Source organism: Streptomyces sp. SM11, assembly GCF_002910905.1.
GTDB lineage: Bacteria > Actinomycetota > Actinomycetes > Streptomycetales > Streptomycetaceae > Streptomyces.
The window spans coordinates 1-22,204 of record NZ_NEUE01000302.1; the positions used below are offsets into that span (position 1 = coordinate 1).

A 22,204-nucleotide genomic window follows, 5' to 3' on the forward strand; every position below is an offset into this window, starting at 1 on the left:
GATGCTGAACGGAAAATCGACCTTCGGGAGGGCAGGCGGCAGCATCCGGGCCGCCTGCGGACCGGATGACGGTGACCGGACGGTCAGGCTGCTGTCGGAGTGAGGGCGACTTGGTGGCCGAGGGCTTGGAGCTGGCGGACGAGGTCGCGGGTCTTGCGGGCGGAGTCGAGATGGCGCCGGTGCCAGTCGGCACCAAGCTCCTGACAGGAGGCGTCCGGGTCGTTGATCAGGTGCCAGGCGATGATGAGTATCGAGCGGGCGACGGCGACGAGGGCTTTGGCGTGTCCGCGGCGTTTGACGATCCTGCGGTAGCGGGCGCCGAGGAAGGTGTCGGTGCGGGCGGCGGCGTTGGCGGCCTCGCCGAGCGCGCCCTTGAGCCAGGGATTACCCTGTCCGGCCGGGCCTGTGGTGTGTTTCGCGCCGGATTGGATGGTTCTGGGGCACAGCTTCGCCCATGAGGCCAGGTGCTCGGGGGTGGGGAAGCGGCTCATGTCCGCGCCGATCTCGGCGACAATGGTCTGCGCGGTGGTCGGCCCGATACCGGGAACGGCATCGAGACGTTCGACCAGGACTCGCGCACTCACCGGGGCGGCAGGCTCGTCATCGGCGCCCGTGCCGTCGTGCGGTGTGGTGATCTCCTCCAGCGTCCGGGCTATGAGCCGGTCGAGTTCGTGGACCTGTGTGGTCAGATGATCGACCGTGGCCAGCAGCACCCCGAGCAGCCGAGCGTGGTGGTCCTCGAACTGGCCGGTCAGGGCTTCCACCAGCAGCGCCTTCTTCTTGACCAGGCTGCCCTGGGCAAGCTCGGCGAGGGCACGCGGGTTGCGTTCACCGGCGACCATGGCGTCCATCATGGCCCGCCCCGACAGGCCGAACAGATCCGAGACGGCCCCGGACAGCTTGATCTGCGCGTCCTGCAGGGCCTTGTCCACTCGGTGCTTGTGCCGGGTGCGTTCCTGGACGAACACGGTGCGGGTGCGGGTGAAGTCCCGCAGCTGCCGGACGGGTTCGGGCGGGACGAACGAGGCCCGGACCATGCCGCGTTCAGCGAGCTTCGCCAGCCAGACCGCGTCCAGCCTGTCGGTCTTGGGCCGGCCGGGGACGTTCTTCACGTCACGGGCGTTGACCAGCCAGCACTGAAGGCCGCGGGCTTCCAGCAGGTAGAAGAAGGAGCGCCAGTAGTTGCCTGTCGCCTCCATCACCACGCGCTCGACGCCCTGGCAGACGAGCCGGTCTCCGAGTTCCAGGATCGCATTGGTGGTCGAGGCGACGTTCCAGACCTGCTGGACGCGCCGGCCCTCGATGGTGTCGTGCGGGACGCGCAGGCAGACCATCCCCGATGCTTTGGCGATGTCGATCGCCGCGACCCTGCCCACCGTTCCGTCGTCGTGATCCTCTCTCAACTCCTCCATCACACACTCCCTGTCGTACTCGCGCGGGCGGGGGCTGCCCGGAGAGCCTGAGGGGAACGGAGAAGCTGATCGGCGTGCTCAAGGCGACAGTGTGCGGCCCCTCGGACGACTCCCTCACCAGACTCCTATGCGGGCTCACAGCCCAAACATCGATCGGCGTCGGCGGACAGCCCCCGTACCGATTTTCACGCCCGCGAGGCGTCATCCGCAGGTGAACGGCTGACTCCTATGAAGTCACAAGCGCCCGTCCGGCCGCGTGCGTGGTGACGCCGGGCGGGCCGACAAATCCCAGACAGGACAGTCGAGACGTCAGTCAGTCGGAGGGTCAGACCCACCGGCGGCGTCACCACGAACATCATCACTGTCAGTCGGCGATGGGCAGGTAGACCCGGTTGCCGGCGGCCGCGAACTCCTTCGACTTCTCGGCCATGCCCTCCTCGATCTCCTCCTGCGAACCGCCGTGCTGCCGCCGGATGTCCTGGGAGATCTTCATCGAGCAGAACTTCGGCCCGCACATCGAGCAGAAGTGCGCCGTCTTCGCCGGTTCGGCGGGCAGCGTCTCGTCGTGGAACTCGCGCGCCGTGTCCGGGTCGAGGGCCAGGTTGAACTGGTCCTCCCACCGGAACTCGAACCGCGCGTCGGAGAGGGCGTCGTCCCACTCCTGCGCGCCCGGGTGCCCCTTGGCGAGATCGGCCGCGTGGGCGGCGATCTTGTAGGTGATCACGCCCGTCTTCACGTCGTCCCGGTTGGGCAGCCCCAGGTGCTCCTTGGGCGTGACGTAGCAGAGCATCGCCGTGCCCCACCAGGCGATCATCGCGGCGCCGATGCCGGAGGTGATGTGGTCGTAGGCGGGCGCGACGTCCGTGGTCAGCGGGCCGAGCGTGTAGAACGGCGCCTCCTCGCAGATCTCCTGCTGGAGGTCGATGTTCTCCTTGATCTTGTGCATCGGGACATGCCCCGGGCCCTCGATCATGGTCTGGACGCCGAACCGCTTGGCGATCGTGTTCAGCTCGCCCAGCGTGCGCAGCTCGGCGAACTGCGCCTCGTCGTTGGCGTCCGCGATCGAACCGGGGCGCAGCCCGTCGCCGAGCGAGTAGGTGACGTCGTACGTCGCGAGGATCTCGCAGAGCTCCTCGAAGTGCTCGTAGAGGAACGACTCCTTGTGGTGCGCGAGACACCAGGCCGCCATGATCGAGCCGCCGCGCGAGACGATCCCGGTCTTGCGGCGGGCCGTCAGCGGGACGTACGGCAGGCGCACGCCGGCGTGCACCGTCATGTAGTCCACGCCCTGCTCGGCCTGCTCTATGACGGTGTCCTTGTAGATCTCCCAGGTCAGCTCCTCGGCCCGGCCGTCGACCTTCTCCAGGGCCTGGTAGAGCGGGACGGTGCCGATCGGCACGGGGGAGTTGCGCAGCACCCATTCACGGGTGGTGTGGATGTTGCGGCCGGTGGACAGGTCCATGACCGTGTCGGCGCCCCACTTCGTCGCCCAGGTCATCTTGTCCACCTCCTCCTCGATGGAGGAGGAGACGGCCGAGTTGCCGATGTTGGCGTTGACCTTCACCAGGAACCGCTTGCCGATGATCATCGGCTCGATCTCGGGGTGGTTGACGTTGGCGGGCAGCACGGCCCGGCCCGCCGCGATCTCGTCGCGGACGACCTCGGCCTCCACGTTCTCCCGGATCGCCACGTACTCCATCTCCGGGGTGATCTCTCCCCGCCGGGCGTACGCGAGCTGGGTGACGGGACGCCCGTCGCGGCTGCGGCGCGGCTGGCGCGGACGGCCGGGGAACACGGCGTCGAGGTTGCGCAGTCCGCCGCGCGGCGAGGTGTGCTTGAGCCCGTCGTCCTCGGGGCGGACCGGACGGCCCGCGTACTCCCCGGTGTCACCGCGGGCGATGATCCAGTTCTCCCGCAGGGGCGCGAGGCCGCGGCGGACATCGGTGTCGATCGAGGGATCGGTGTACGGCCCCGACGTGTCGTACAGCGTCACGTCCTTGCCGTTGGTGAGGTGCACCTGTCGGACCGGCACCAGGAGATCCGGGCGCGAGCCCTGGACGTACCCCTTGTGCCAGCCGATGGACTTCCCGGCCTCGTCGTTCGAAGTCCCGTCGCCCGACGTCGTGCCACCGTTCGGCGTTCCGTCGTTCTGGTTCGAGGCAGGCGTGCGTGCGTCCGCTGTGGTCATGAGACCTACTCCCTACGCCGGCATTACCCGGTAACAGGTTCGGCGGTCGGCGCAGCGTGTCCCGTACGGATGTACGGCGATCAGCGCCCTCTCAGCCCGGTGCTCCGAGCTCCCGCGTGTGCAAAGGTACCTCCACGCTAGCGTCCTTTCCGGCGAGCTGACCAGAGGGCCCTCCTGTTCTTGCGATGATCGCCCCGTGACCTCCCCCCAGAGCGACCCCGCGCCTCAGCCGCCCCACGGCCACACACACAGCCACGGGCCGGCCGCTCCGGTCTCCCGGCACCTGCGCAAGGTCATCGCCGCCGTACTGATCCCGTTCGCGACCGCGGTCGTCGTCGGCCTGATCGCGTTCTGGCCGGGCGGCGCGCCCGACCACGAGCGCACCGGCGTCGGATTCGACCGGCAGACCCAGGCCGGCAAGGTCGTCCAAATCGTCAAGGTCGACTGCGCGGACGTCAACGCCGCGCAGGTGCCCCCGACCGGCGACACCTCCACACCCTCGGGCCGGGAGGCGGTCAACGAGCAGGAAGGGGAGTGCGCGAAGGCCACCATCGAGGTGACCAGCGGCGACGACAAGGGCCGCAAGTTCGTCGAGGTGGTCCAGCCCGACGCGCCCCGGCAGTTGAAGGAGGGTCAGGGTGTGGTCGTGGCGTACGCCCCCGACGCGCCGCGCGACCTCCAGTACTCAGTGACCGACGTGAACCGGAAGGTTCCGATGGCGCTGCTGGCCGCGATCTTCGCGCTGGCGGTGGTCGCGGTGGGCAGGCTCCGCGGCGTGATGGCGCTGGTGGCACTGACCGTGTCGTTCGCCGTGCTGACCCTGTTCATCCTGCCGGCGATCCTGCAGGGCTCGAACCCGCTGGTCGTGGCGGTGATCGGGGCCAGCGCGATCATGCTGGCGGCCCTCTACCTGTGCCACGGGGTGACGGCCCGTACGTCTGTCGCGGTCGTCGGCACACTGATCTCGCTGCTGCTGATCGGGCTGCTGGGCTCCCTGTTCATCGGCTGGGCGAGCCTGAGCGGCAACACCGACGACAACACCGGCCTCATCCACGGCCTCTACCCGGACATCGATATGAGTGGTCTGCTGCTGGCCGGTGTCATCATCGGTTCGCTCGGGGTCCTCGACGATGTGACGGTCACTCAGACCTCCGCCGTCTGGGAACTGCACCAGGCTGACCCGCAGATGGGTTGGAAGGGGCTGTACCGGGCAGGTATCCGGATCGGAAGGGACCACATCGCCTCGGTGGTCAACACCCTGGTGCTGGCGTACGCGGGCGCGGCGCTGCCGCTGCTGCTGCTCTTCTCCATCGCCCAGAGCAGTGTGGGGACGGTGGCCAACAGCGAGCTGGTCGCCGAGGAGATCGTTCGCACGCTGGTCGGGTCGATCGGCCTGGTCGCCTCGGTACCGGTGACCACGGCGCTCGCCGCGCTGGTCGTCTCCGCGGACCGTCCGGGGCACGGCGGCGCACAGGCGGCTACGGCCGCGCCCGCGCGGTCGGGCCGGGGCCGTCGTCGCAGGAAGGGATGACGGGCCGACGGGTACACCCGGTCAGCCGGCGTTCTGCTCCTCGGCGAGGATGCGGCCGAGCGCATCCTCCAGGTTCCCGTCGAAGTCACCCAGCGTGTGCTCCTGGCCGAGCGGCACCAGCTTGTCCGTCCGGTCGAGAAAGGCCACCAGCGGTGCCGTACCCGCTCGGAACAGCGCACGGTCCTCGCCGACCTGGAGCCGGATGTGCACATCGCCGAGGCCCTCGGGTTCGGTCGGGCCGATGTGCACATCTCCGTCGCCGCTCGGACTGTTGAGCCCGTCCAGCAGCAGCTCACGGCCGAACGCCCAGGTCACAGGGGCATCGCCGGGCAGGTGGAACGTCATCCGGATGGCGTACGGATCGCCGACCTCGTACCGGAGCTCCACCGGAATACGGAACGAGAGCTCCTCGGAGACGAGGAAGCTCATCATGACCTCTGCTTGAACCGACTCGCGCATCGTTCAACCCCGCAGTAGATGAAACTGGCCAGGAATGATCCCCCATGGCCCTATTGACGCCATCGTGGTGCACGCGATAGCAGATCACAAGGAGTGATTTTTCAGATACTGATAGAGAACACGAACGAACGCAAGAGGCTGGCGACTTCGCCACGTAGCTGTTCGACTGCGGGCAGCAACCGTTCTTCGCGGTCCAGGGGTACGGAAATGGCCATCGCCGCAATGGTGGCACCGGCCATGACGGGAATCGCGGCGCACACGGTCCCCAGTGCGTACTCCTGGCGTTCGATGACCGGTTCACCTCGTCGGAGGGTACGCAGCCGTTCCAGAAGTGTGGCGCGATCTCGCACTGAGTAACGGGTGAGGGGGCGCACGGGATGCCGGTCGAGGTGGTCCTCGCGGGCCCTCTCGTCGAGTTGGGCGAGCAGACACTGGCCGATGGCGTGTGCGTGGGCGGTCTCCCGGAACGAGGCCCACTCCTCCACCGCAGGGGTGTCGGGAGCGTCCGCGACCGCGATGAGCTCGATCTCGCCGTCGCAGTAGACGGCGCAGTACACCGGGGCCCCGATGGCGTCCCGCCAGTAGCCGAGGGAGTCGGCGACGGAGGCGGGGCGTGGGTGGCTCCTGACGCCGGGGGCGGCGATCAGGTTCTCGGCGGCCGCGCCGAAGTGGAAGACACCGTTCTCGCGGCGGAGGTAGCCCTCATGGGTGAGAGTCCGCAGCAAGTGGTAGGCGGTCGGCAGCGGTAGCCCCGCCTCACGTGCCAGCTGCTTGGCGGGAGCCCCGTCCCGATGAGCGCCCACAGCCTCCAGCAGCCTCAACGCCCGCTGAACCGAACCGATCAACGTCGGGACAGCGGTACTCGATGCCGTGGTCAAAGGTCACCCCCAGGCATGGTGACGGGCCGTCGGCCCTCCCGTGGGGGCCGCCCCCACGAGCCTGCCGCGATCCCGAGGACCGGAGGGGACCGGAGATCCGGTGACCCGTGACCGGCGAGGACCGGTCCGGGCGCCGGCGATCGGAGGCCAACGACCGGACTGTCGTACCCAGGATCGATCAGGCGATCGATGTGGTGACGGAGGGCCACATTCCGGATGGCGGCAGTGGTTTGCCACTGTATCGGCCGCCTGCGGCAGACGGGTGGTTTCCTCCGGGACTTAGCTCTGCTGGGCTAATCAGCCCTGGCCGCGCCGCGTCCTGCGGGCCCCGGACGGAACGCGGGCCGACCCCCGCGCCGGCCCGCGTTCCGTGTACTACCAGTCACCGCGAGAGGACGACGACATGAACTTGCGGACGACGAAGACCAGCCCGCCGACCACGACGACGAAGACCAGCACCTTGAAGAGCAGGCTGATCACGAAGCCGATCACGCTGGCGATCAGTCCGCCGAACACGAAGATCGCGATGACGGGCACCGCGATCCACTTCACCCACCAGGGCATTCCCGCGTATATCTCCCGCACGGCCATCGCCTCTACCTCGTCTCTCTGAGTCCTTGCCTCGATGCTAAGGGCGCGAACCCCCCGGCGGGTGGCCGGCAGCCCTTGAACACCCCTGATCGAGCCCCTAGGGATCCCCGAGGACGCGCGCGCCCGACACCGTCAGGGACCAGGCTCCTCAGCCCTCGGGCGGCGAGAAGACGACCATCACCCTCAGGTCCTCGGTGATGTGGTGGAACTTGTGGGCCACGCCCGCGGGCACGTAGACGACGCTTCCCCTGCCGACCTGCGTCGTCTCCATCCCCACCGTGATCGCCGCTCGCCCGCTGACGACGAAGTAGACCTCGTCCTGCTGGTGCGGCAGCTGCGGATCGAGCTCTCCCACGGCCAGGGCGTACAGGCCGACGGACATATTGCGTTCCCGCACGAACTGCAGGTAGGCGCCGTCGTTGGCGGCGCGCTCCGCCTCCAGCTCGTCCAGTCTGAATGCCTTCATGGCCCGTTCCGCCCCTTGTGCCCACGCTGTCGGCTGTACCTGTGCTGCCGGTGTCCACCACCGGTCATGTCTGCCACGATCAGACACATGAAGAATTTCGTAGTCAAGACGATCGCCAACGCGGGTGCGCTGGCCGTTGCCATCTGGCTGATCGGCAACATCACGCTGGAGGGCGGCAGCACGGGCCGCAAGGTCCTCACCCTTATCCTCGTCGCGCTGATCTTCGGGCTGGTGAACTCCCTGGTGAAGCCGGTGGTCCAGCTGCTGACGTTCCCCTTGTTCATCCTGACGCTGGGATTGATCACCCTGGTGGTCAACGCCCTGATGCTGATGCTGACCTCCTGGCTGGCCGGCGTGTTCGATCTCAGCTTCCACGTCGACGGGTTCTGGACGGCGGTGCTCGGCGGACTGATCATCTCGGTCGTGTCCTGGGCGCTCAATGTCATCCTGCCCGACGACAACTGATTCCGGGGTTCCGGGCCTCCGGGGAAGGCCTTTCCCGGGCCTCTGAAAGAGTGCAGGGCACACCGGTCCACCGCCGGGGAGATCAGTGAAGGAGCAGGCATGAGCACCATGGGCGACGGTACGCGTGCGGTACGCGCCGGGCTTCCCGCACCGGAGCAGTTCGAACCCACGCTGCCCGGCCCGGTCTTCGCCGCGCACTTCCACCTTTCCGGCGACCCGGTGGGCCCCTACACCTACGGCCGGGAGACCAACCCGACCTGGACCCACCTGGAGCGGGCCATCGGCGAGCTGGAGGCTCCCGGTGAGGAGGTGGGCACGACGGTGTTCGCCTCGGGCATGGCGGCGATCACCGCGGTGCTGCTCTCCCAGGTCCGCGCGGGCGACGCCGTGGCCCTGCCGGACGACGGCTACCAGGCGCTGCCGCTCGTACGGGAGCAACTGGCGGCGTACGGGGTCGAGGTCCGGACCGCGCCGACCGGCGGCGACGCCCAACTGGCCCTGCTGACCGGGGCAAAGCTGCTGTGGATCGAGAGCCCGTCCAACCCGGGCCTGGACGTCTGCGACATCCGGCGGCTGGTGGAGGCCGCGCACGCGGCGGGCGCGCTGGTCGCCGTCGACAACACCCTGGCCACCCCGATCGGCCAGCGCCCGCTGGAACTGGGCGCCGACTTCTCGGTCGCCAGCGACACCAAGGGCATGACCGGGCACGGCGACATCCTGCTCGGCCATGTGACCTGCCGCGATCCCCTGCTGACGGCCGACGTACGGCGCTGGCGGAAGGTCGTCGGGGCGGTTCCGGGGCCGATGGAGGCCTGGCTCGCGCACCGCTCCCTGGCCACCCTCCAGCTGCGCATCGACCGGCAGTGCACCACCGCCCTCGCTCTCGCCGAGGCGCTGGCGGGGCGCCCGGGGGTCACCGGGCTGCGGTATCCGGGGCTGCACACCGACCCGTCGTACGTCGTCGCGGTGCGCCAGATGCGGCGCTTCGGGTCCGTGGTGTCCTTCGAACTGGCCGACCGGGACACCGCGGAACGCTTCCTGTCCGCGCTGCGCCTGGTCGACGACGCGACGAGTTTCGGCGGCGTCCGGTCCACCGCGGAACGCCGGGGCCGCTGGGGCGGCGACGCCGTAGCGGAGGGTTTCATCCGCTTCTCGGTCGGCGCGGAGGACCCCGAGGACCTGCTCGCCGACGTCGACCAGGCGCTGGACACGGCGGTCCGGTAGGCCTGGGGAGTTTCAGACGGTCCTCCACGGGCCACTCTCTTGCCATGACCGAACGTCCTGTGGTCAAGCGCACCGCACGCGCCATCCTGCTAGACGGCGACGATCTCGTCCTGATCAAGCGTACGAAGCCGGGAGTCGATCCGTACTGGCTCACGCCCGGCGGCGGGGTCGAGCCGGAGGACGCCACCGTCGTCGAAGCGCTGCACCGCGAGGTCGACGAGGAGCTCGGTGCCAAGATCGTCGACGTGGTCCCCTGCTTCGTCGACACCGTGGAGCACATCGCGGACGGCGGCGTGACGGGAGTGAAGGTCCAGCACTTCTTCGTCTGCCGACTGGTGTCGATGGATGTCTCCCTGCGGCACGGCCCGGAGATCGACGAGCCCACCGGGGAGTACGAGATCGTCCGGGTGCCGTTCAGCCGGGTCGGGATCGCGGCCGTGCACCTCGTGCCGCTGTCCCTGCGGCACTACCTGGACGGCAACATCGAAGGCGTACGGGCGATGCACGCCCCCGACCTGGGCTGACGTCTCCCGGGCCGGGCAGGCGCCCCGGGCTCGCCGGGGCGCGTACTCCCCGGCCGGTACGCGTGGACAGTCCCGCTGCCGGACGCCCCGGGGTGTCCGGCCCGGCATCGTGTTTCACGTGAAACCACTCAAGCGTCCCGTGCGCCGAGGAATCCTCGTCGCCCATGTCGCCGTCTCCGTCAGCCGGCTCGGGCTGACCGTCGGTCTGCTGGCTCTCGGCCTCACCTCGTTCCTCACCGGAGACCTCTGCGCCCCGGCATCAACGCGGCCGTCGCCTACGAGGTGGTGGACTTCGACCTCGTGATCGCGCCGTCGGTGGCCACGGCCACCTACCTACCGCGATCTCGGTGCTCAAGCCCTGAGGGCCCACCCGGCGCGGCAGGCGGCTGAGGATCTCGGCCAGTTCCGCGAAATCGGTGGACGTGCGATCGCCCCGTCAGACAGCCTGACCCCATGCACAGCCCATCACCCCACTCCCTCGTCGACCTGCCGATCCGGCATCTCAACCGGGGAGATCTGGTCCCCTGCGCCGATCTCTGCGAGGACCGTGGCTGGCCACGCGACGAACACCGGTGGGGGCTGCTCCTCTCGGCCGGCACCGGGTACGGGATCGACGCACCGGACGGCAAGGGCCTGGCGGGGACCTGTCTGACCATGCCGTACGGATCCGACCTCACCGCGGTCGGCATGCTCCTCGTCGCCGAACGCTACGCACGTCAGGGGCTCGCCCGGCGGCTCATGCGGTACGTGATGGAGGCGGTGGGAGACACCCCGCTCGCGCTGTACGCCACCGAGCAGGGACAGCCGCTCTACGAAGACCTCGGCTTCTCCCCCGTGGGCAGGACCGAACGCATCGGCGGCCGTTTCGGGGCTCCCGGCTCCGGCGGCTCCGCCTCGGCCGTGGTCTCTCCCTCCCGCGCGCCCTTGACCACACGCCCGGCCGCGGCGGACGACCTGCAGGCGATGGTCCGGCTCGACCTCCCCGTGTTCGGCACCGACCGGACGCACCTCCTCGCCCGGCTGCCCGCCTTCTCCGACCGGCTCCAGGTCGCCGAGGAGCACGGCGAGCTGGTCGGCTACGCGGCGCTCTGGCCGAGCGGGCACGCCGAGGTGGTCGGGCCGCTGGTCGCGCGGGACACGGCCACCGCGCAGGCCCTGGTCGCGTCCTTGGCCGCCACGACGGACCGGCCGCTGCGTACCGATGTCTACGCCCGGCACAAGGAGCTGCTCGGCTGGCTGGCGGAGCGCGGGCTGGAGCCCCTCGCCCGGACCACCGTGATGACATACGGCATCCCGGACCTGCCGGGAGACGCCGCCCGCAGGTTCGCCCCGCTCACCGTCGCGACGGGCTGACGGGCTTACGGGCTTACGGGCCGCATCGTGGATCAGCCGCACCGCACGAGGGCGGTGCGGCTGATCCACGGTGCGGCCGATTCTCGGTGCGGCTGTTCCGCGGCCCCTGGCGTTCAGTGCCGGGCCACCGCCATGGTGACCGGTTCGAGGCTGCTCCCGGCGACGATCCGGTCCTTGCCGGTCCCTCGGCGCTCCAGCAGGCTGGAGAACACGGCGAGGACCAGGGCTGACGCCGCGAGCACGGCGCCGACCCAGTTGGGGGCGGTGTAGCCGAGACCGGCCGCGATCACGAGGCCGCCGAGCCAGGCGGAGAGGGCGTTGCCAAGGTTGAAGGCCCCGGTGTTGACCGCGGAGGCCAGCGTCGGCGCACCCGCGGCCTGGTCGAGGACCCGCTTCTGCAGCGGAGGCACGGTCGCGAAGCCCAGGGCGCCGATCAGGACGATGGTGGCGGCCGCGGCGGCCTTGTTGTGGGCGGTCACGGTGAACAGGCCGAGGACGACGGCGAGCGCGCCGAGCGAGACGTACAGCATGGGCATCAGGTGGCGGTCGGCGAACCTGCCTCCGATCAGGTTGCCGCCCACCATTCCGAGGCCGAAGAGGACGAGCAGCCAGGTTACGGACGAGGCCGAGTAGCCGGCGACCTCGGTCATCATCGGGGTGATGTAGGTGATCGCGGCGAAGACTCCGCCGAAGCCCAGAACGGTCATGGCCATCGCCAGCAGCACCTGGACGTTGCGGAACGCGGCCAGCTCGTGGCGGATGCGCACGCTTTCCGCCCTGGGCTGGTCCGGGACGAGCTTCGCGACGCCGAGCAGTCCCATGACGCCGAGAGCGGCGACGACGAGGAACGTGGTCCGCCAGCCCGCGGTCTGTCCGATGAACGTGCCGAGCGGAACGCCGACGACGTTGGCGACGGTGAGCCCGGTGAACATCATGGCGATGGCCCCGGCCTTCTTCTGCGGGACGACCAGATCGGCCGCGACCACCGAGCCGATGCCGAAGAAGGCACCGTGCGCGAAGGAGGCGATCACGCGTCCGGCGAGCATGACTCCGAAGACGGGGGCGAGCGCGGACACCACGTTGCCCACGATGAACAGCCCCATGAGGAGCATCAGCATGCGCTTACGGGTGATGCGGGTGCCCAGCAGCGTCAGCAGCGGGGCGCCGAGGACCACACCGAGCGCGTAGCCGGTCACCAGGAAACCCGCGGTCGGGATCGAGACCTGGAAGTCACCAGCGACCTCGGGGAGCAACCCCATGATCACGAACTCTGTCGTTCCGATCCCGAATGCCCCGATGGCGAGGGCGAGGAGCGCGAGCGGCATGGGTTTCACCTTCCCTGAAGATTGCGTCTGCGCCTTACGAGCGTCCACAATAATTGCAGACGCCGTTTATTTGCAAGCGCGGGCTATTGCGGATGTCCCCTATCCTGGAGTCACGCGGCTCCCGTACGGAGGAGAGAGAAATGACGGCGACCGACCCCGCCCTGACCACCATCGCCCAGAGCTGGTGCGCCCTCTCGCTGCTCCACGGGAAGATCGAGGCCCGTATCGAGCGGGCACTCCAGGCTGGCCACGGACTCAGCGCACGCGAGTACTCCCTGCTCGACGTGTTGAGCCGACAGCACAACGGCACCGGCGGACATCTCCAGATGAAGCAGGTCGCCGACGCCGTCGTCCTCAGCCAGAGCGCCACCACCCGGCTCGTCACCCGGCTCGAGGACCGTGGGCTGCTGACCCGCTACCTGTGCGACACCGACCGTCGGGGTATCTACACCGACGTCACCGAGGCCGGGCTCACGCTGCTGGAGGCCGCCCGGCCGACGAATGACAGCGCGCTGCGGACGGCCCTGGACGAGGCGGCGGAGAACCCGGAGCTCGCTCCCCTGGTCAAGGCGGTCGAAGAGCTGAAGGCCCCGGTCTGACCGGCCCTGAACGACGAGTCGCCCTCCGGGGCCGCCGTCCTAGGATGCCGATCATGAGTGATCTCGAAATACGCCCCGTCGCCCCGGACGACCTGGCCGCGGTGGTCGCGATGCTCGCCGACGACCCCCTGGGCGCACAGCGCGAGTCCCCGGACGACCTCACCCCATACCGGCAGGCGTTCCAGCGGCTGACCGACGACCCGAACCAGCACGTGGTCGTCGCTGTTCGCGAGGACCGGGTCGTCGGCACCCTTCAGCTGACTGTCATCCCGGGGCTGTCCCGCCGTGGCGCAACCCGCTCGGTCATCGAGGGCGTCCGCGTCCATGGCGACGAGCGCGGCAGCGGCCTCGGCACTCAGCTCATCCAGTGGGCAGTGGACGAATCCCGCCGCCAGAACTGCCAGTTGGTGCAGCTGACCTCGGATGTCACTCGCGAAGACGCACACCGCTTCTACGAGCGGCTCGGCTTCACGGCCAGCCATGTGGGCTTCAAACTGGCGCTCTGACGTGAGGGGGGCGGGTGGGTGTTTCACGTGAAACACCCACCCGCCCCCACGGGGCGCATCGTCGATCAGGGTTGCTCGGACGCCCCTGCCCGGACCTCAGCCGCCGAGACCGCGCCAGCCCTCCGCGTCCACACCCCCGGGTACGGCCGCCCCCGCCTCGTAGGGCTCCCGGGTGAAGACGAACGAGCCGAGGTCGAGGTGGTCCACCGAGCCGTCGTCCTTACGTACGACGCGCAGGGTCTCCCCCGCGTAGTAATCGTTCTGGCCCGTCCAGGTGCCGTCCGATCGATACGTGAAGGCTGCGCCGCGCCCCTTGCCGCCCAGTGGCGTGAGCTGCAGGCCCCGGTCCCCCGTGAGTCTCAGCGTGAACGTGCTGGTGCCCCAGTGCCAGATCCCGGTCAACGCGAGCAGTTCGTCGTCCACCTCGGGCAGCGGGCACCAGGGGTCCGGGATCCGCGGCTCGGCCTCGATGACGATCCCCAGGAGTTCGGCGGCCACCATCGCTGCGGGCAGTCCGGAGGTGGCATTGGCGAGGACAACCGCCGACACGTCCTCATCCTCGCTGAACCAGAGGCCGGCGACGAACCCGGGAAGCGATCCCGAATGACCGAAGAGCGCCCGCCCTTCGCCGCCCACGATCTGGAGACCGAGACCGTAACCACTGCCACCCGTCTCGACCGGTGCGGCGGGCGTCCGCATCTCCCGCACGGAGGACGCCGACAGCACCCGGTCGTCGCCCTCGGTCAGGAAGGCGGCGAACCGCAACAGGTCCGCCGCTGTGGACCAGAGCTGCCCGGCGGGGGCCATGATCCCGAGGTCCTCGGCGGGTTCGCTCAGCATGACGTCGGCCCAGGGGTGGACGGCCCAGCCACCGGCGTGCGGTGCCACGGGCCCGCTCGTCGTGCGGTGCATGCCCAGCGGCTCCAGGATATCGCGGCGCAGCGCCTCCTCCCAGGAGATGCCGCGTACCGCTTCCACCAGCGAACCGAGCAGGGTGTAACCAGGGTTGGAGTAGTGATGGCGATGACCGGACGGGTGCGTCTGCGGCCGGTCACCCAGCACGTCGGCGATCTCGGGCCGCAGGCTACCGGGCGTCCGCTCCCACCAGGGGGCGGGTGCTTCGGCGCCCAGCCCCGCGCTGTGGCCCAGCAGCTGAAAGACGGTCACCCCGCCCGCCCCCGTACCGGGAAGGTGCTTCTCCAGGGGATCGTCCAGGTCGATCAGCCCCTCGTCCCGCAGCCGCAGAACCAGGACGGCCGTGAACGTCTTGGTGATCGAGCCGATCCGGTACTGCGTATCAGCGTCGGGAGCATGCCCCTCGACGCACGTACGCGCCCCGCTCCAGGCCGTACGCCCCTGTCGCCCCACCGCGGCGACGAGTGACGGCGCACGGCCGTCCCGCTGCGCGACGGCGATGCGGTGCAACAGAGCGCGCCGGGTACTGGGAAGCAGGGCTTCGTCGATAGAGGTCATGGTCCAACCCCTACCCGACGGGCCCCTCCTTGACGAACTCTTTTCCGCGGAGTCGAGCCGGCGGATTCCAGACCCGCGCAGGGCAGGGCCCGGTGCTGGAACTCCGCCTGGAGGCGACCCACCGCCCCGAACCGCGCACCCAGCCGGCCAGAACCATGCGCGCCGGCACGAGAGCCCCATGACGTGGGGTCAGGCGGCCCCGGTGTGGTGATCCAGCAAGCGGGTGAGCAACCGGACGAGCTGGTCGCGTTCCGACGGGCTCAGCGGCGCGAGCAGTTCGCCTTCCAGGTCGTCCAGCGTCTCGTCCAGCAGGCACAGGTGCCGACGGCCCCGGGAGGAGATCGTGATGACGTTGCGTCGCCGGTCCTCGGGATCCGGCACCCGCACGACGAGACCGCGCTCGGCCAGCTCGTTGAGCACGCCGACCATGTCGCTCCGATGGATGCCGGAGCGACTGCTCAGCTCGGCCTGGCTGCCCGGCCCGTACTCCTGCAATGAGGCGAGCACCGCGTAGTGCCACTTGCGCGCGTCGACCTGAACCAGCCCATCGGTGATCAGCCGGTCCGACCGCACGGTCAGCTGCGACAGCAACCGGCTCGGCCGCCGGCGCAGCCTGTCGGGCGTCCGAGGAGTGCTGTCGTCGGGAATGCCCACGGTTTCGGCTCCGCCCATGACGTCCACTCTCTCCTTGCGCCGGTCCGACGGACGCTGTACGTTCACTCGCGCCGAAAACGTTGGTGCGACGAACGTTAGCGCCACAAACGTCAACGGCGAACTCCCAGGAAGGAAGATCCGCCATTCCCGCCAAGACAGTACAGATCCCCACCGAGGACGGCCTGGCCGACGCCTTCGCCGCCTACCCCGAGCACGGCGAGCGGCATCCAGGGGTACTGATGTACGCGGACGGCTTCGGCATCCGGCCCGTACTGCGGGAGATGGCCCGCGAGCTGGCGGGACACGGGTACTACGTGCTCGTCCCCAACTTCCTCTACCGGCACGGCCCGGCGCCACTCATCGACCTTCCCGAGCACATCGGGGATGCGGACCGGTCCGCGCTCGTCGCCCGGCTGATGCCCCTGATCGAGGCGCACACCGCCGAACGCGTACGGCGCGACGCCGACTCCTACCTCAGGTTCCTCACGGCCCAGCCCGAGGTCGCCGCCGGACCGGTCGCGGTGACCGGCTACTGCATCGGCGGCCTCCTGGCGACGCGCACCGCCGCGGCCCACCCCGGCCAGGTGGCCGCCGTCGCCGCGTTCCACGCCCCTGTCGCCGCCGACGGGCCCGACAGCCTGAGCCGTCTCACCGCCGAGGTGCACTTCGGCCACGCGGAGACGGACATCACGCCCGAGGCACTCGCCGAGCTCAACAGGTCCCTGGACGCCGCAGGAATCGACTACACCTCCGAGATCTACCCCGGCACCGTCCACGGCTTCACCATGTCCGACACCGACGCCTTCGACCCGGCCGGACTGCGGCACCACTGGGACCGCCTGCTTCCCCTCCTCGCCCGTGCAGGGCAGGCGCCGCCCGTCCACACCCGGCCCGCTCCACACGCGACATGACCAGGAAGGGCCGTCGTCCTGCTCACGAGGGCGGCTGAGTCGTCATGGCTGTCCGGACAGCCTTCGCGGCCTCGCTGCCGAACGGCGGCGGCCGGAGGGGACGATGAACACAAGTGAGCGAGGTGAACGTGCCAGGCGACCGGGTAGGACCGGCACTCTCCCCGTCCTTCAGGTGCCGCAGGCGTTGCCCGCCGTCGTGCACTTCCCTGTCGGGTTCTTCGTTCGCGTTCTGGCCAGAGTTCCCTCTGATCCCGCTGCGGCCAGGCAGGAGCATGTCGGTGTCCCTGAACGCCACGACGTGGCGATCGGTCCGATGCGGAGTGCGGTCAGCGCTTGCGAGCGGTGGCGATGATGACGGGCAGCAGCACGAGGGCGATGACTGCTCCGGTGACGGCCAGGGCGGAGTAGCTGGTGGTGGCGACGACGAGGCCGGAGATCATGCCGCCGGCGGCGCCGGCCATGGCTACGGCGACGTCGACGAGTCCCTGGGTCTTGGCACGGGTGGCCAAGGGGGCGGCGTCGGTGACGATGGCGGTGCCGCTGACCAGGCCGAAGTTCCAGCCGAGGCCGAGCAGGATGAGGGCGAGGGCGAGCAGGGCGACCGAGTCGTCCGGTGCGGTGGCGGCGAGGATGCCGGAGGCCAGGAGCGTGAGGGCGGCCCAGACGACGATGGATGCGGAGCCGAAGCGGTCGACGAGTCGGCCGGTCAGCGGTGAGGGCAGGTACATGGCGCCGACATGCAGGGCGATGACCAGACCGGAGGCGCCGGCGCCGTGGCCGTGGGCGTGCATGTGGACGGGGGTCATCGTCATGACCGCCACCATGACGATCTGCGTGAGGACCAGGACCAGGACTCCCAGCCTCAGGCTCGGCCCGCGCCGTACGGTGCGCGGCGCGGATGCCTCAGGCACGCTCGTTCGCTGTGCCGCACCCATGCCCGTGTCGGTGTGAAGAGTGCGGGCGATCAGGAGGGGGTCGGGGCGCAGCCAGATCAGCAGGACGACGGCGGCCAGGGTGAAGGCAGCGGCGGCGATGACGAAGAGGCCGGTGAGGCTGGGCAGGCCGAGCACTTCTGCCAGGTTGCCGGTGGGGCCGGCGAGGGCGGGGCCGGCCACACCGCCGACGGTGGTGGCGACCAGGACGGTGGAGATGGCGCGGGCGCGGTGGGCCGGTGCGGCGAGGTCGGCTCCGGCGTAGCGGGCCTGAAGGTTGACGGCGGTGCCGGCGCCGTAAAGGAACAGGGCAACGAAGAGCAGGGCAGGGCTGTTGATAACGGCGGCGACGATGACGCCGACCGCGCCGAGTGCTCCGACGAGGTATCCGGCGGCCAGTCCGGGGCGGCGGCCGCGGGCCTGGGAGAGGTGGCTGACGGCGATGGCTGCGAGCGCGGAGCCTGCGGTGAGCAGGCCGCTGCTCAGTCCGGCCAGGGCGGTGGAGTGGAGCATGTCCTGCACGAGCAGGACGGCGACGGTGGTTCCCGCGGCGAGCCCGAGTCCGCTGAGGACCTGGGAGGCGAACAGCACGGTGAGGATGCGCTGTTGCGTACGGGCGTGCGGCAGGCCGCCGCCCGGAGCGGTGAGTTGGGGGGAGGGGGTGTTCGGGGCGGTCGTGTGGTGAGCCATGGCTGATCCAGGAGGGACAGGCCCGGAGGTGAGTGTGGGCATACCTGGCGGGCCGGCGGGAGGGGCCGGCTGTCTCGGTGAGATAGAGAGGTCGGTCGGCTGCCTCGATGAGTGGATGCGGACGGGCGATGGTGCGCTCATCCGTCGGCAGGAGCGGGCGCAGACGTGGGACACGGGGGCGTGGGAGACGGGGGCGTGGGAGACGGGGGCGTGGGGGNNGCCCGGCGAGCCGGACACACCCCCACGGGCAGGCTGCGGTTGGTCTGCTCAGTTCAGCTGCAGGCGGTCGGCCAGACCTGCGGCGGTGAAGGCGGCCCGCAGTTCGTCCCGGCCCTCGGTGAAGTGGGACCAGCTGTCGAAGTGGACGGGCACCACGCGGCGGGCGCCGAGGATCTGGGTGGCCTCGGCGGCCTGGGCGCTGTCCAGGACGATCAGTCCGCCGTCGAAGATCTCCGCGAAGCGGGGCGCGCCGGCGAAGAGGATCGCTGTGCCGATGGGGGCGAAGCGTTCGGCGATCTCCCGGACGGCGTCGAGGGAGGCGTTGTCGCCGCTGACGTAGACGGTGGGCAGGTCCTGGCCGGTGAGGACGAAGCCGATGACCTGTCCGACGATCGGTTCGACCTCCTCGCGGGTGCCGGGCCCGTGGATGGCGGGGACGGCGGTCACCGTGAGCGTGCCGCCGCCGGGGCGGTCCAGCTCGATGGACTCCCAGTCGGCCAGCCCCTTGGCGTTGTGGCCGAGGCGTTCACCGCCACCGGTGGTGGTGAGGGTGAGCGGGATGTCGGCGAGCAGGGCTCGGCCGGCGCTGTCGAGGTTGTCGTCGTGCTCGTCGTGGGAGAGCAGGACGACGTCGACGGGGCTCACGTCGGCGGGGGTGCCGGTGGAAGGGGCGGTCTTGGTCAGGGCCGGGGCGCCGGGGGGCGCGGGGTAGGTGCGGGGGGCGTCGAAGGTCGGGTCGGTCAGAAAGCGCAGGCCGCCGTACTCGAACAGGGCCGTGGGGCCGCCGAAGACGCGGACGGGGAACTGCGTGGTCGCAGGGGAAACAGACACGAAAACCTCACGGATAGATACGACTGAACCGTGAGTCGACCATAGCCAGGCATCACGGATGAAGGCAAGTCCAACCGTGAGTCACGTTGGTGGGCAGGTCGTACCATGACCGGTATGGAAGAGAGCCTCACCACCGATTCCGGGCTGCCGCCGGCGCCGGGGGCCGAGCATCACCCCTCGCTCGCCCTGGTCAACAGCGCCGTCGCGCTACCGGGCGGGCACTACGTCGACCAGCTCGGCACCCCTGCCGGGGCCGACCAGTGGCTGACGCAGCAGGGCCTCACCCCGGTCGACGCGGGCATGCTCGACATGTGCGCCGCGCAGCTACGCTCCCTGCGCGAGCAGGTCCGGGCGCTGTTCGCGTCCCGTGTCGCGGGGCTGCCCGCCCTGCCCGCCGCTGTCGCCGCGATCAACGACACCCTGACCCGTGTGCCCACCGCCCCGCTGCTGGTCTGGGTCGACAAGAGCGGCCCCTACCGCGCCATGCCCCACCCCACCTCGGAACTCGTCGATCACGCCTTGGCGGCGCTCGCCGCCGACGCCGCCGACCTCCTCACCGGTCCCGATGCCGAGCGCCTCACCGCCTGCGCCTCCACACCCTGCAACCGCTACCTGCTCCGCCACGGCCGCCGCCACTGGTGCTCCACCCGCTGCGGGGACCGCGCACGCGCCGCCCGCGCCTACGCCCGCCGCACCGGACGCACCTGACGCACCTGACGCCTCAGGCAGAGGGTGTCGGCACGGCGCGGGAGCCCCTGGAACTGGAAGTTGCGCGATCTGCGTCGGCGGCTTCGACCACTGGTGTGATGGTCAGCGGCGGCAGGTGTGCTCACCTCTGGGCGACGGTCGTCTCCGTGCCACCCGGGAGCACATGACAGCGCGCTCGGGTTGAACGCGGCATCGTAGATCAACACGTCTACGAGCGGATGCTGTTGGCGGAGCCCGTAATGGCCGTCCTGCCGGCCCGCGCGACTTCGGCGCCGAATGGGATCGGTCGCATACCGCGGACACGTTCAGCACGTTCGAGCAGGGCGTTGCCCAGATCCCGCTCGAGCTCGTTGATCTTCTTGATCAACGTGGAGAGATGGATACGGATGGATACCGAGGGCTTGGGCCGCCTTCTACAAGAGCCGACGGTGCACGGCGTACTGGTCGTAGAGCCAGTCCCGTTCGACCGGTGCGTGCTTCTTGTAATCCTTCCGTCAGGTCTGCGCCATGTCCACGAAGCGGGAGTAGTGCCCCTGGAACGCCACGGTGATAGTGGCCGTCGGACCGTTACGGTGCTTGCCGACGATGATGTCGGCCTCGCCCGCGCGCGGTGACTCCTTCTCGTACGCGTCCTCGCGGTGGAGCAGGATGACCATGTCGGCGTCCTGCTCGATGGAGCCGGACTCACGCAGGTCGGACACCATCGGCTTCTTGTCCGTGCGCTGCTCGGGACCACGGTTCAGCTGCGAGAGCGCGATCACCGGGACCTCCAGCTCCTTGGCCAGCAGCTTCAGGTTTCGGGACATGTCCGAGACCTCCTGCTGACGGCTCTCGGACCGCTTCGACCCACCGGCCTGCATCAGCTGCAGATAGTCGATGATCACGAGCTTGATGTCGTTGCGCTGCTTGAGCCGGCGGCACTTCGCACGGATCTCCATCATCGACAGGTTGGGGGAGTCGTCGATGTAGAGCGGGGCGGCCGAGACCTCGGGCATCCGGCGCGCGAGCCGCGTCCAGTCCTCATCCGTCATCGTGCCGGACCGCATGTGGTGCAGGGCCACCCGCGCCTCGGCCGACAGCAGACGCATGGCGATCTCGTTGCGCCCCATTTCGAGGGAGAAGATGACGCTGGGCAGGTTGTTCTTGATCGACGCGGCGCGCGCGAAGTCCAGCGCCAATGTGGACTTGCCCATGGCGGGACGGGCCGCGATGACAATCATCTGGCCGGGGTGCATACCGTTCGTCAGGGCGTCGAGGTCCGTGAAGCCCGTCGGCACCCCGGTCATCTCACCGCTGCGCGAGCCGATGGCCTCGATCTCGTCGAGCGCGCCCTCCATGATGTCGCCGAGGGGGAGGTAGTCCTCACTGGTGCGCTGCTCGGTGACCGCGTAGATCTCGGCCTGCGCGGAGTTGACGATCTCGTCGACGTCCCCGTCGGCCGCGTATCCCATCTGCGTGATCTTCGTGCCCGCCTCGACCAGCCGCCGGAGCACCGCCCGCTCGTGGACGATCTCCGCGTAGTACGAGGCGTTGGCCGCGGTGGGGACGGACTGCACCAGGGTGTGCAGATACGGCGCTCCGCCGACCTTGGTGATCTCTCCGCGTTTGACCAGCTCGGCGGCGACGGTGATCGGGTCGGCCGGCTCGCCCTTGGCGTAGAGGTCGAGGATCGCCGTGTAGACGGTCTCGTGGGCGGGGCGGTAGAAGTCGTGCCCCTTGATGATCTCCACGACGTCCGCGATGGCGTCCTTGGACAGCAGCATGCCGCCGAGGACCGACTGCTCGGCGTCGAGATCCTGGGGCGGCACCCGTTCGAACCCGGGGGAACCGCCTTCCCAGGCCTCGTCCGAGCCACGGTCGTGGCGGTCCTCACGCCCCTTGCGGTCCCCGCGACGCTGGCGGGAGACAGACAGACGGTCCCCGGGACCGCTCTCGGTCCAAGGGTCGTCCAAAGGCTCGGGAATGCTCACCGGGCCGCCTCCTCCCGTCCGCATCGCGGACCTAGCCGTGCCACTCTTTCTTACGGCACGGCACCGACAAACAGGTCGCCCGACTCCACTTCCGGCGCATCTGGTTCGGTGGATTCCGGTGCCGGAACGGAGTGCGGGCGCCGGACCACGGTAGGCCCCTCCGCACCGTCAGCCAATCTGGTTATCCACAAGGCATGTGGACGACGGACCAGATGCTGTGGAGAACCCCGCCGAACCTGTGCACGGACCGGGGGACAGCACTGTGGACAAACTCATAGCGACACCATTGTGACCA

22 protein-coding genes, 1 pseudogene and 1 riboswitch are annotated in these 22,204 nt (G+C 69.6%); of the genes and pseudogenes, 10 read left to right on the forward strand and 13 right to left on the reverse strand.

All coding sequences use genetic code 11. The features are described 5' to 3' along the window. Positions 1-83: 83 nt before the first annotated feature. Together B9S58_RS34645 and thiC are read right to left on the reverse strand one after the other, a co-directional pair. The gene (locus B9S58_RS34645) at positions 84-1,412 is read right to left on the reverse strand and encodes an IS110 family transposase (protein WP_103531105.1); all 1,329 of its coding nucleotides are present in this window, start codon (positions 1,410-1,412) and stop codon (positions 84-86) included. A gap of 364 nt (positions 1,413-1,776) precedes the next feature. Further along, positions 1,777-3,600, reverse strand: a complete 1,824-nt coding sequence (thiC, locus tag B9S58_RS34650; protein ID WP_103535836.1) for a phosphomethylpyrimidine synthase ThiC — start codon at positions 3,598-3,600, stop codon at positions 1,777-1,779. Continuing rightward, positions 3,593-3,726: riboswitch (TPP riboswitch) on the reverse strand. It overlaps the preceding gene by 8 nt. A 70-nt stretch (positions 3,727-3,796) precedes the next feature. Between thiC and B9S58_RS34655 the strand changes: the two genes are divergently transcribed. Continuing rightward, positions 3,797-5,131: a YibE/F family protein gene (locus tag B9S58_RS34655; protein WP_103535837.1), complete on the forward strand. Its 1,335-nt coding sequence runs from the start codon at positions 3,797-3,799 to the stop codon at positions 5,129-5,131. A 21-nt stretch (positions 5,132-5,152) separates the two neighbouring features. Here the strand turns inward: B9S58_RS34655 and B9S58_RS34660 are convergent, their stop codons facing one another. The 4 genes from B9S58_RS34660 to B9S58_RS34675 form a co-directional block, all read right to left on the reverse strand. Then, positions 5,153-5,590 carry an SsgA family sporulation/cell division regulator gene (locus B9S58_RS34660; RefSeq protein ID WP_073768137.1) on the reverse strand — a complete coding sequence of 146 codons (438 nt, stop codon included), beginning with the start codon at positions 5,588-5,590 and terminating at the stop codon, positions 5,153-5,155. 101 nt (positions 5,591-5,691) lie between these two features. Next, on the reverse strand, positions 5,692-6,468 hold the full coding sequence (locus tag B9S58_RS34665) for an IclR family transcriptional regulator C-terminal domain-containing protein (protein ID WP_308457942.1): 777 nt from the start codon (positions 6,466-6,468) through the stop codon (positions 5,692-5,694). Positions 6,469-6,843: 375 nt separating this feature from the next. Then, positions 6,844-7,059 carry a DUF5326 family protein gene (locus B9S58_RS34670; RefSeq protein ID WP_103535839.1) on the reverse strand — a complete coding sequence of 72 codons (216 nt, stop codon included), beginning with the start codon at positions 7,057-7,059 and terminating at the stop codon, positions 6,844-6,846. A gap of 148 nt (positions 7,060-7,207) precedes the next feature. Further along, on the reverse strand, positions 7,208-7,525 hold the full coding sequence (locus B9S58_RS34675; protein WP_103535840.1) for a cupin domain-containing protein: 318 nt from the start codon (positions 7,523-7,525) through the stop codon (positions 7,208-7,210). Between the two features lie 87 nt (positions 7,526-7,612). Between B9S58_RS34675 and B9S58_RS34680 the strand changes: the two genes are divergently transcribed. The 5 genes and pseudogenes from B9S58_RS34680 to B9S58_RS34700 all read left to right on the forward strand — a co-directional run bounded on the left by B9S58_RS34680 (position 7,613) and on the right by B9S58_RS34700 (position 11,091). Further along, complete coding sequence (locus tag B9S58_RS34680; RefSeq protein WP_103535841.1) at positions 7,613-7,990, forward strand: phage holin family protein; 378 nt, start codon at positions 7,613-7,615, stop codon at positions 7,988-7,990. Between the two features lie 99 nt (positions 7,991-8,089). Continuing rightward, complete coding sequence (locus B9S58_RS34685) at positions 8,090-9,214, forward strand: cystathionine gamma-lyase (protein WP_103535842.1); 1,125 nt, start codon at positions 8,090-8,092, stop codon at positions 9,212-9,214. 44 nt (positions 9,215-9,258) lie between these two features. Next, positions 9,259-9,738, forward strand: a complete 480-nt coding sequence (locus B9S58_RS34690; protein WP_103535843.1) for an NUDIX domain-containing protein — start codon at positions 9,259-9,261, stop codon at positions 9,736-9,738. A gap of 118 nt (positions 9,739-9,856) precedes the next feature. Continuing rightward, a pseudogene (locus tag B9S58_RS40380) lies at positions 9,857-10,187 on the forward strand (hypothetical protein). A gap of 4 nt (positions 10,188-10,191) precedes the next feature. Beyond that, positions 10,192-11,091 (forward strand): GNAT family N-acetyltransferase, encoded by a 900-nt coding sequence (locus B9S58_RS34700; RefSeq protein ID WP_103535844.1) that lies wholly within the window; start codon positions 10,192-10,194, stop codon positions 11,089-11,091. A gap of 113 nt (positions 11,092-11,204) precedes the next feature. On the opposite strand, the gene B9S58_RS34705 is transcribed toward B9S58_RS34700, so the two are convergent. Further along, positions 11,205-12,416 carry an MFS transporter gene (locus B9S58_RS34705; protein ID WP_103535845.1) on the reverse strand — a complete coding sequence of 404 codons (1,212 nt, stop codon included), beginning with the start codon at positions 12,414-12,416 and terminating at the stop codon, positions 11,205-11,207. 140 nt (positions 12,417-12,556) lie between these two features. On the opposite strand from B9S58_RS34705, the gene B9S58_RS34710 reads away from it, so the two are divergent. Continuing rightward, the gene (locus tag B9S58_RS34710) at positions 12,557-13,015 is read left to right on the forward strand and encodes a MarR family winged helix-turn-helix transcriptional regulator (protein ID WP_103535846.1); all 459 of its coding nucleotides are present in this window, start codon (positions 12,557-12,559) and stop codon (positions 13,013-13,015) included. 53 nt (positions 13,016-13,068) lie between these two features. Continuing rightward, entirely contained in the window at positions 13,069-13,521 is a 453-nt protein-coding gene (locus B9S58_RS34715; RefSeq protein WP_103535884.1) for a GNAT family N-acetyltransferase, read from the forward strand. Positions 13,522-13,617: 96 nt separating this feature from the next. On the opposite strand, the gene B9S58_RS34720 is transcribed toward B9S58_RS34715, so the two are convergent. After that, positions 13,618-14,994 carry a serine hydrolase gene (locus tag B9S58_RS34720; RefSeq protein WP_103535847.1) on the reverse strand — a complete coding sequence of 459 codons (1,377 nt, stop codon included), beginning with the start codon at positions 14,992-14,994 and terminating at the stop codon, positions 13,618-13,620. A 189-nt stretch (positions 14,995-15,183) separates the two neighbouring features. Beyond that, positions 15,184-15,666: a MarR family winged helix-turn-helix transcriptional regulator gene (locus B9S58_RS34725; RefSeq protein ID WP_103535885.1), complete on the reverse strand. Its 483-nt coding sequence runs from the start codon at positions 15,664-15,666 to the stop codon at positions 15,184-15,186. A 125-nt stretch (positions 15,667-15,791) separates the two neighbouring features. On the opposite strand from B9S58_RS34725, the gene B9S58_RS34730 reads away from it, so the two are divergent. After that, positions 15,792-16,559 carry a dienelactone hydrolase family protein gene (locus tag B9S58_RS34730; protein ID WP_103535886.1) on the forward strand — a complete coding sequence of 256 codons (768 nt, stop codon included), beginning with the start codon at positions 15,792-15,794 and terminating at the stop codon, positions 16,557-16,559. 326 nt (positions 16,560-16,885) lie between these two features. Here the strand turns inward: B9S58_RS34730 and B9S58_RS34735 are convergent, their stop codons facing one another. Beyond that, positions 16,886-18,181: an MFS transporter gene (locus B9S58_RS34735; protein ID WP_103535848.1), complete on the reverse strand. Its 1,296-nt coding sequence runs from the start codon at positions 18,179-18,181 to the stop codon at positions 16,886-16,888. Between the two features lie 267 nt (positions 18,182-18,448). Continuing rightward, the gene (locus B9S58_RS34740) at positions 18,449-19,231 is read right to left on the reverse strand and encodes an MBL fold metallo-hydrolase (protein ID WP_103535849.1); all 783 of its coding nucleotides are present in this window, start codon (positions 19,229-19,231) and stop codon (positions 18,449-18,451) included. A 114-nt stretch (positions 19,232-19,345) separates the two neighbouring features. Between B9S58_RS34740 and B9S58_RS34745 the strand changes: the two genes are divergently transcribed. Continuing rightward, a complete protein-coding gene (locus tag B9S58_RS34745) occupies positions 19,346-19,939 on the forward strand; it encodes an ABATE domain-containing protein (protein ID WP_103535850.1) in 594 nt (197 codons plus the stop codon). A 208-nt stretch (positions 19,940-20,147) separates the two neighbouring features. Here B9S58_RS34745 and B9S58_RS39820 read toward each other — a convergent pair whose 3' ends face one another. Together B9S58_RS39820 and dnaB are read right to left on the reverse strand one after the other, a co-directional pair. Further along, a complete protein-coding gene (locus B9S58_RS39820; protein ID WP_258045208.1) occupies positions 20,148-20,306 on the reverse strand; it encodes a hypothetical protein in 159 nt (52 codons plus the stop codon). A gap of 127 nt (positions 20,307-20,433) precedes the next feature. Then, positions 20,434-21,909: a replicative DNA helicase gene (gene dnaB / locus B9S58_RS34755; protein ID WP_103535851.1), complete on the reverse strand. Its 1,476-nt coding sequence runs from the start codon at positions 21,907-21,909 to the stop codon at positions 20,434-20,436. Positions 21,910-22,204 lie beyond the last annotated feature (295 nt).

Bases quoted from the DNA above. Each gene is read 5' to 3' on its own strand.
- B9S58_RS34645 (WP_103531105.1), bottom strand. From the start codon at position 1,412: ATGGAGGAGTTGAGAGAGGATCACGACGACGGAACGGTGGGCAGGGTC.
- thiC (WP_103535836.1), bottom strand. From the start codon at position 3,600: ATGACCACAGCGGACGCACGCACGCCTGCCTCGAACCAGAACGACGGA.
- B9S58_RS34660 (WP_073768137.1), bottom strand. From the start codon at position 5,590: ATGCGCGAGTCGGTTCAAGCAGAGGTCATGATGAGCTTCCTCGTCTCC.
- B9S58_RS34670 (WP_103535839.1), bottom strand. From the start codon at position 7,059: ATGGCCGTGCGGGAGATATACGCGGGAATGCCCTGGTGGGTGAAGTGG.
- B9S58_RS34675 (WP_103535840.1), bottom strand. From the start codon at position 7,525: ATGAAGGCATTCAGACTGGACGAGCTGGAGGCGGAGCGCGCCGCCAAC.
- B9S58_RS34680 (WP_103535841.1), top strand. From the start codon at position 7,613: ATGAAGAATTTCGTAGTCAAGACGATCGCCAACGCGGGTGCGCTGGCC.
- B9S58_RS34685 (WP_103535842.1), top strand. From the start codon at position 8,090: ATGAGCACCATGGGCGACGGTACGCGTGCGGTACGCGCCGGGCTTCCC.
- B9S58_RS34690 (WP_103535843.1), top strand. From the start codon at position 9,259: ATGACCGAACGTCCTGTGGTCAAGCGCACCGCACGCGCCATCCTGCTA.
- B9S58_RS34700 (WP_103535844.1), top strand. From the start codon at position 10,192: ATGCACAGCCCATCACCCCACTCCCTCGTCGACCTGCCGATCCGGCAT.
- B9S58_RS34705 (WP_103535845.1), bottom strand. From the start codon at position 12,416: ATGCCGCTCGCGCTCCTCGCCCTCGCCATCGGGGCATTCGGGATCGGA.
- B9S58_RS34710 (WP_103535846.1), top strand. From the start codon at position 12,557: ATGACGGCGACCGACCCCGCCCTGACCACCATCGCCCAGAGCTGGTGC.
- B9S58_RS34715 (WP_103535884.1), top strand. From the start codon at position 13,069: ATGAGTGATCTCGAAATACGCCCCGTCGCCCCGGACGACCTGGCCGCG.
- B9S58_RS34720 (WP_103535847.1), bottom strand. From the start codon at position 14,994: ATGACCTCTATCGACGAAGCCCTGCTTCCCAGTACCCGGCGCGCTCTG.
- B9S58_RS34725 (WP_103535885.1), bottom strand. From the start codon at position 15,666: ATGGGCGGAGCCGAAACCGTGGGCATTCCCGACGACAGCACTCCTCGG.
- B9S58_RS34735 (WP_103535848.1), bottom strand. From the start codon at position 18,181: ATGGCTCACCACACGACCGCCCCGAACACCCCCTCCCCCCAACTCACC.
- B9S58_RS34745 (WP_103535850.1), top strand. From the start codon at position 19,346: ATGGAAGAGAGCCTCACCACCGATTCCGGGCTGCCGCCGGCGCCGGGG.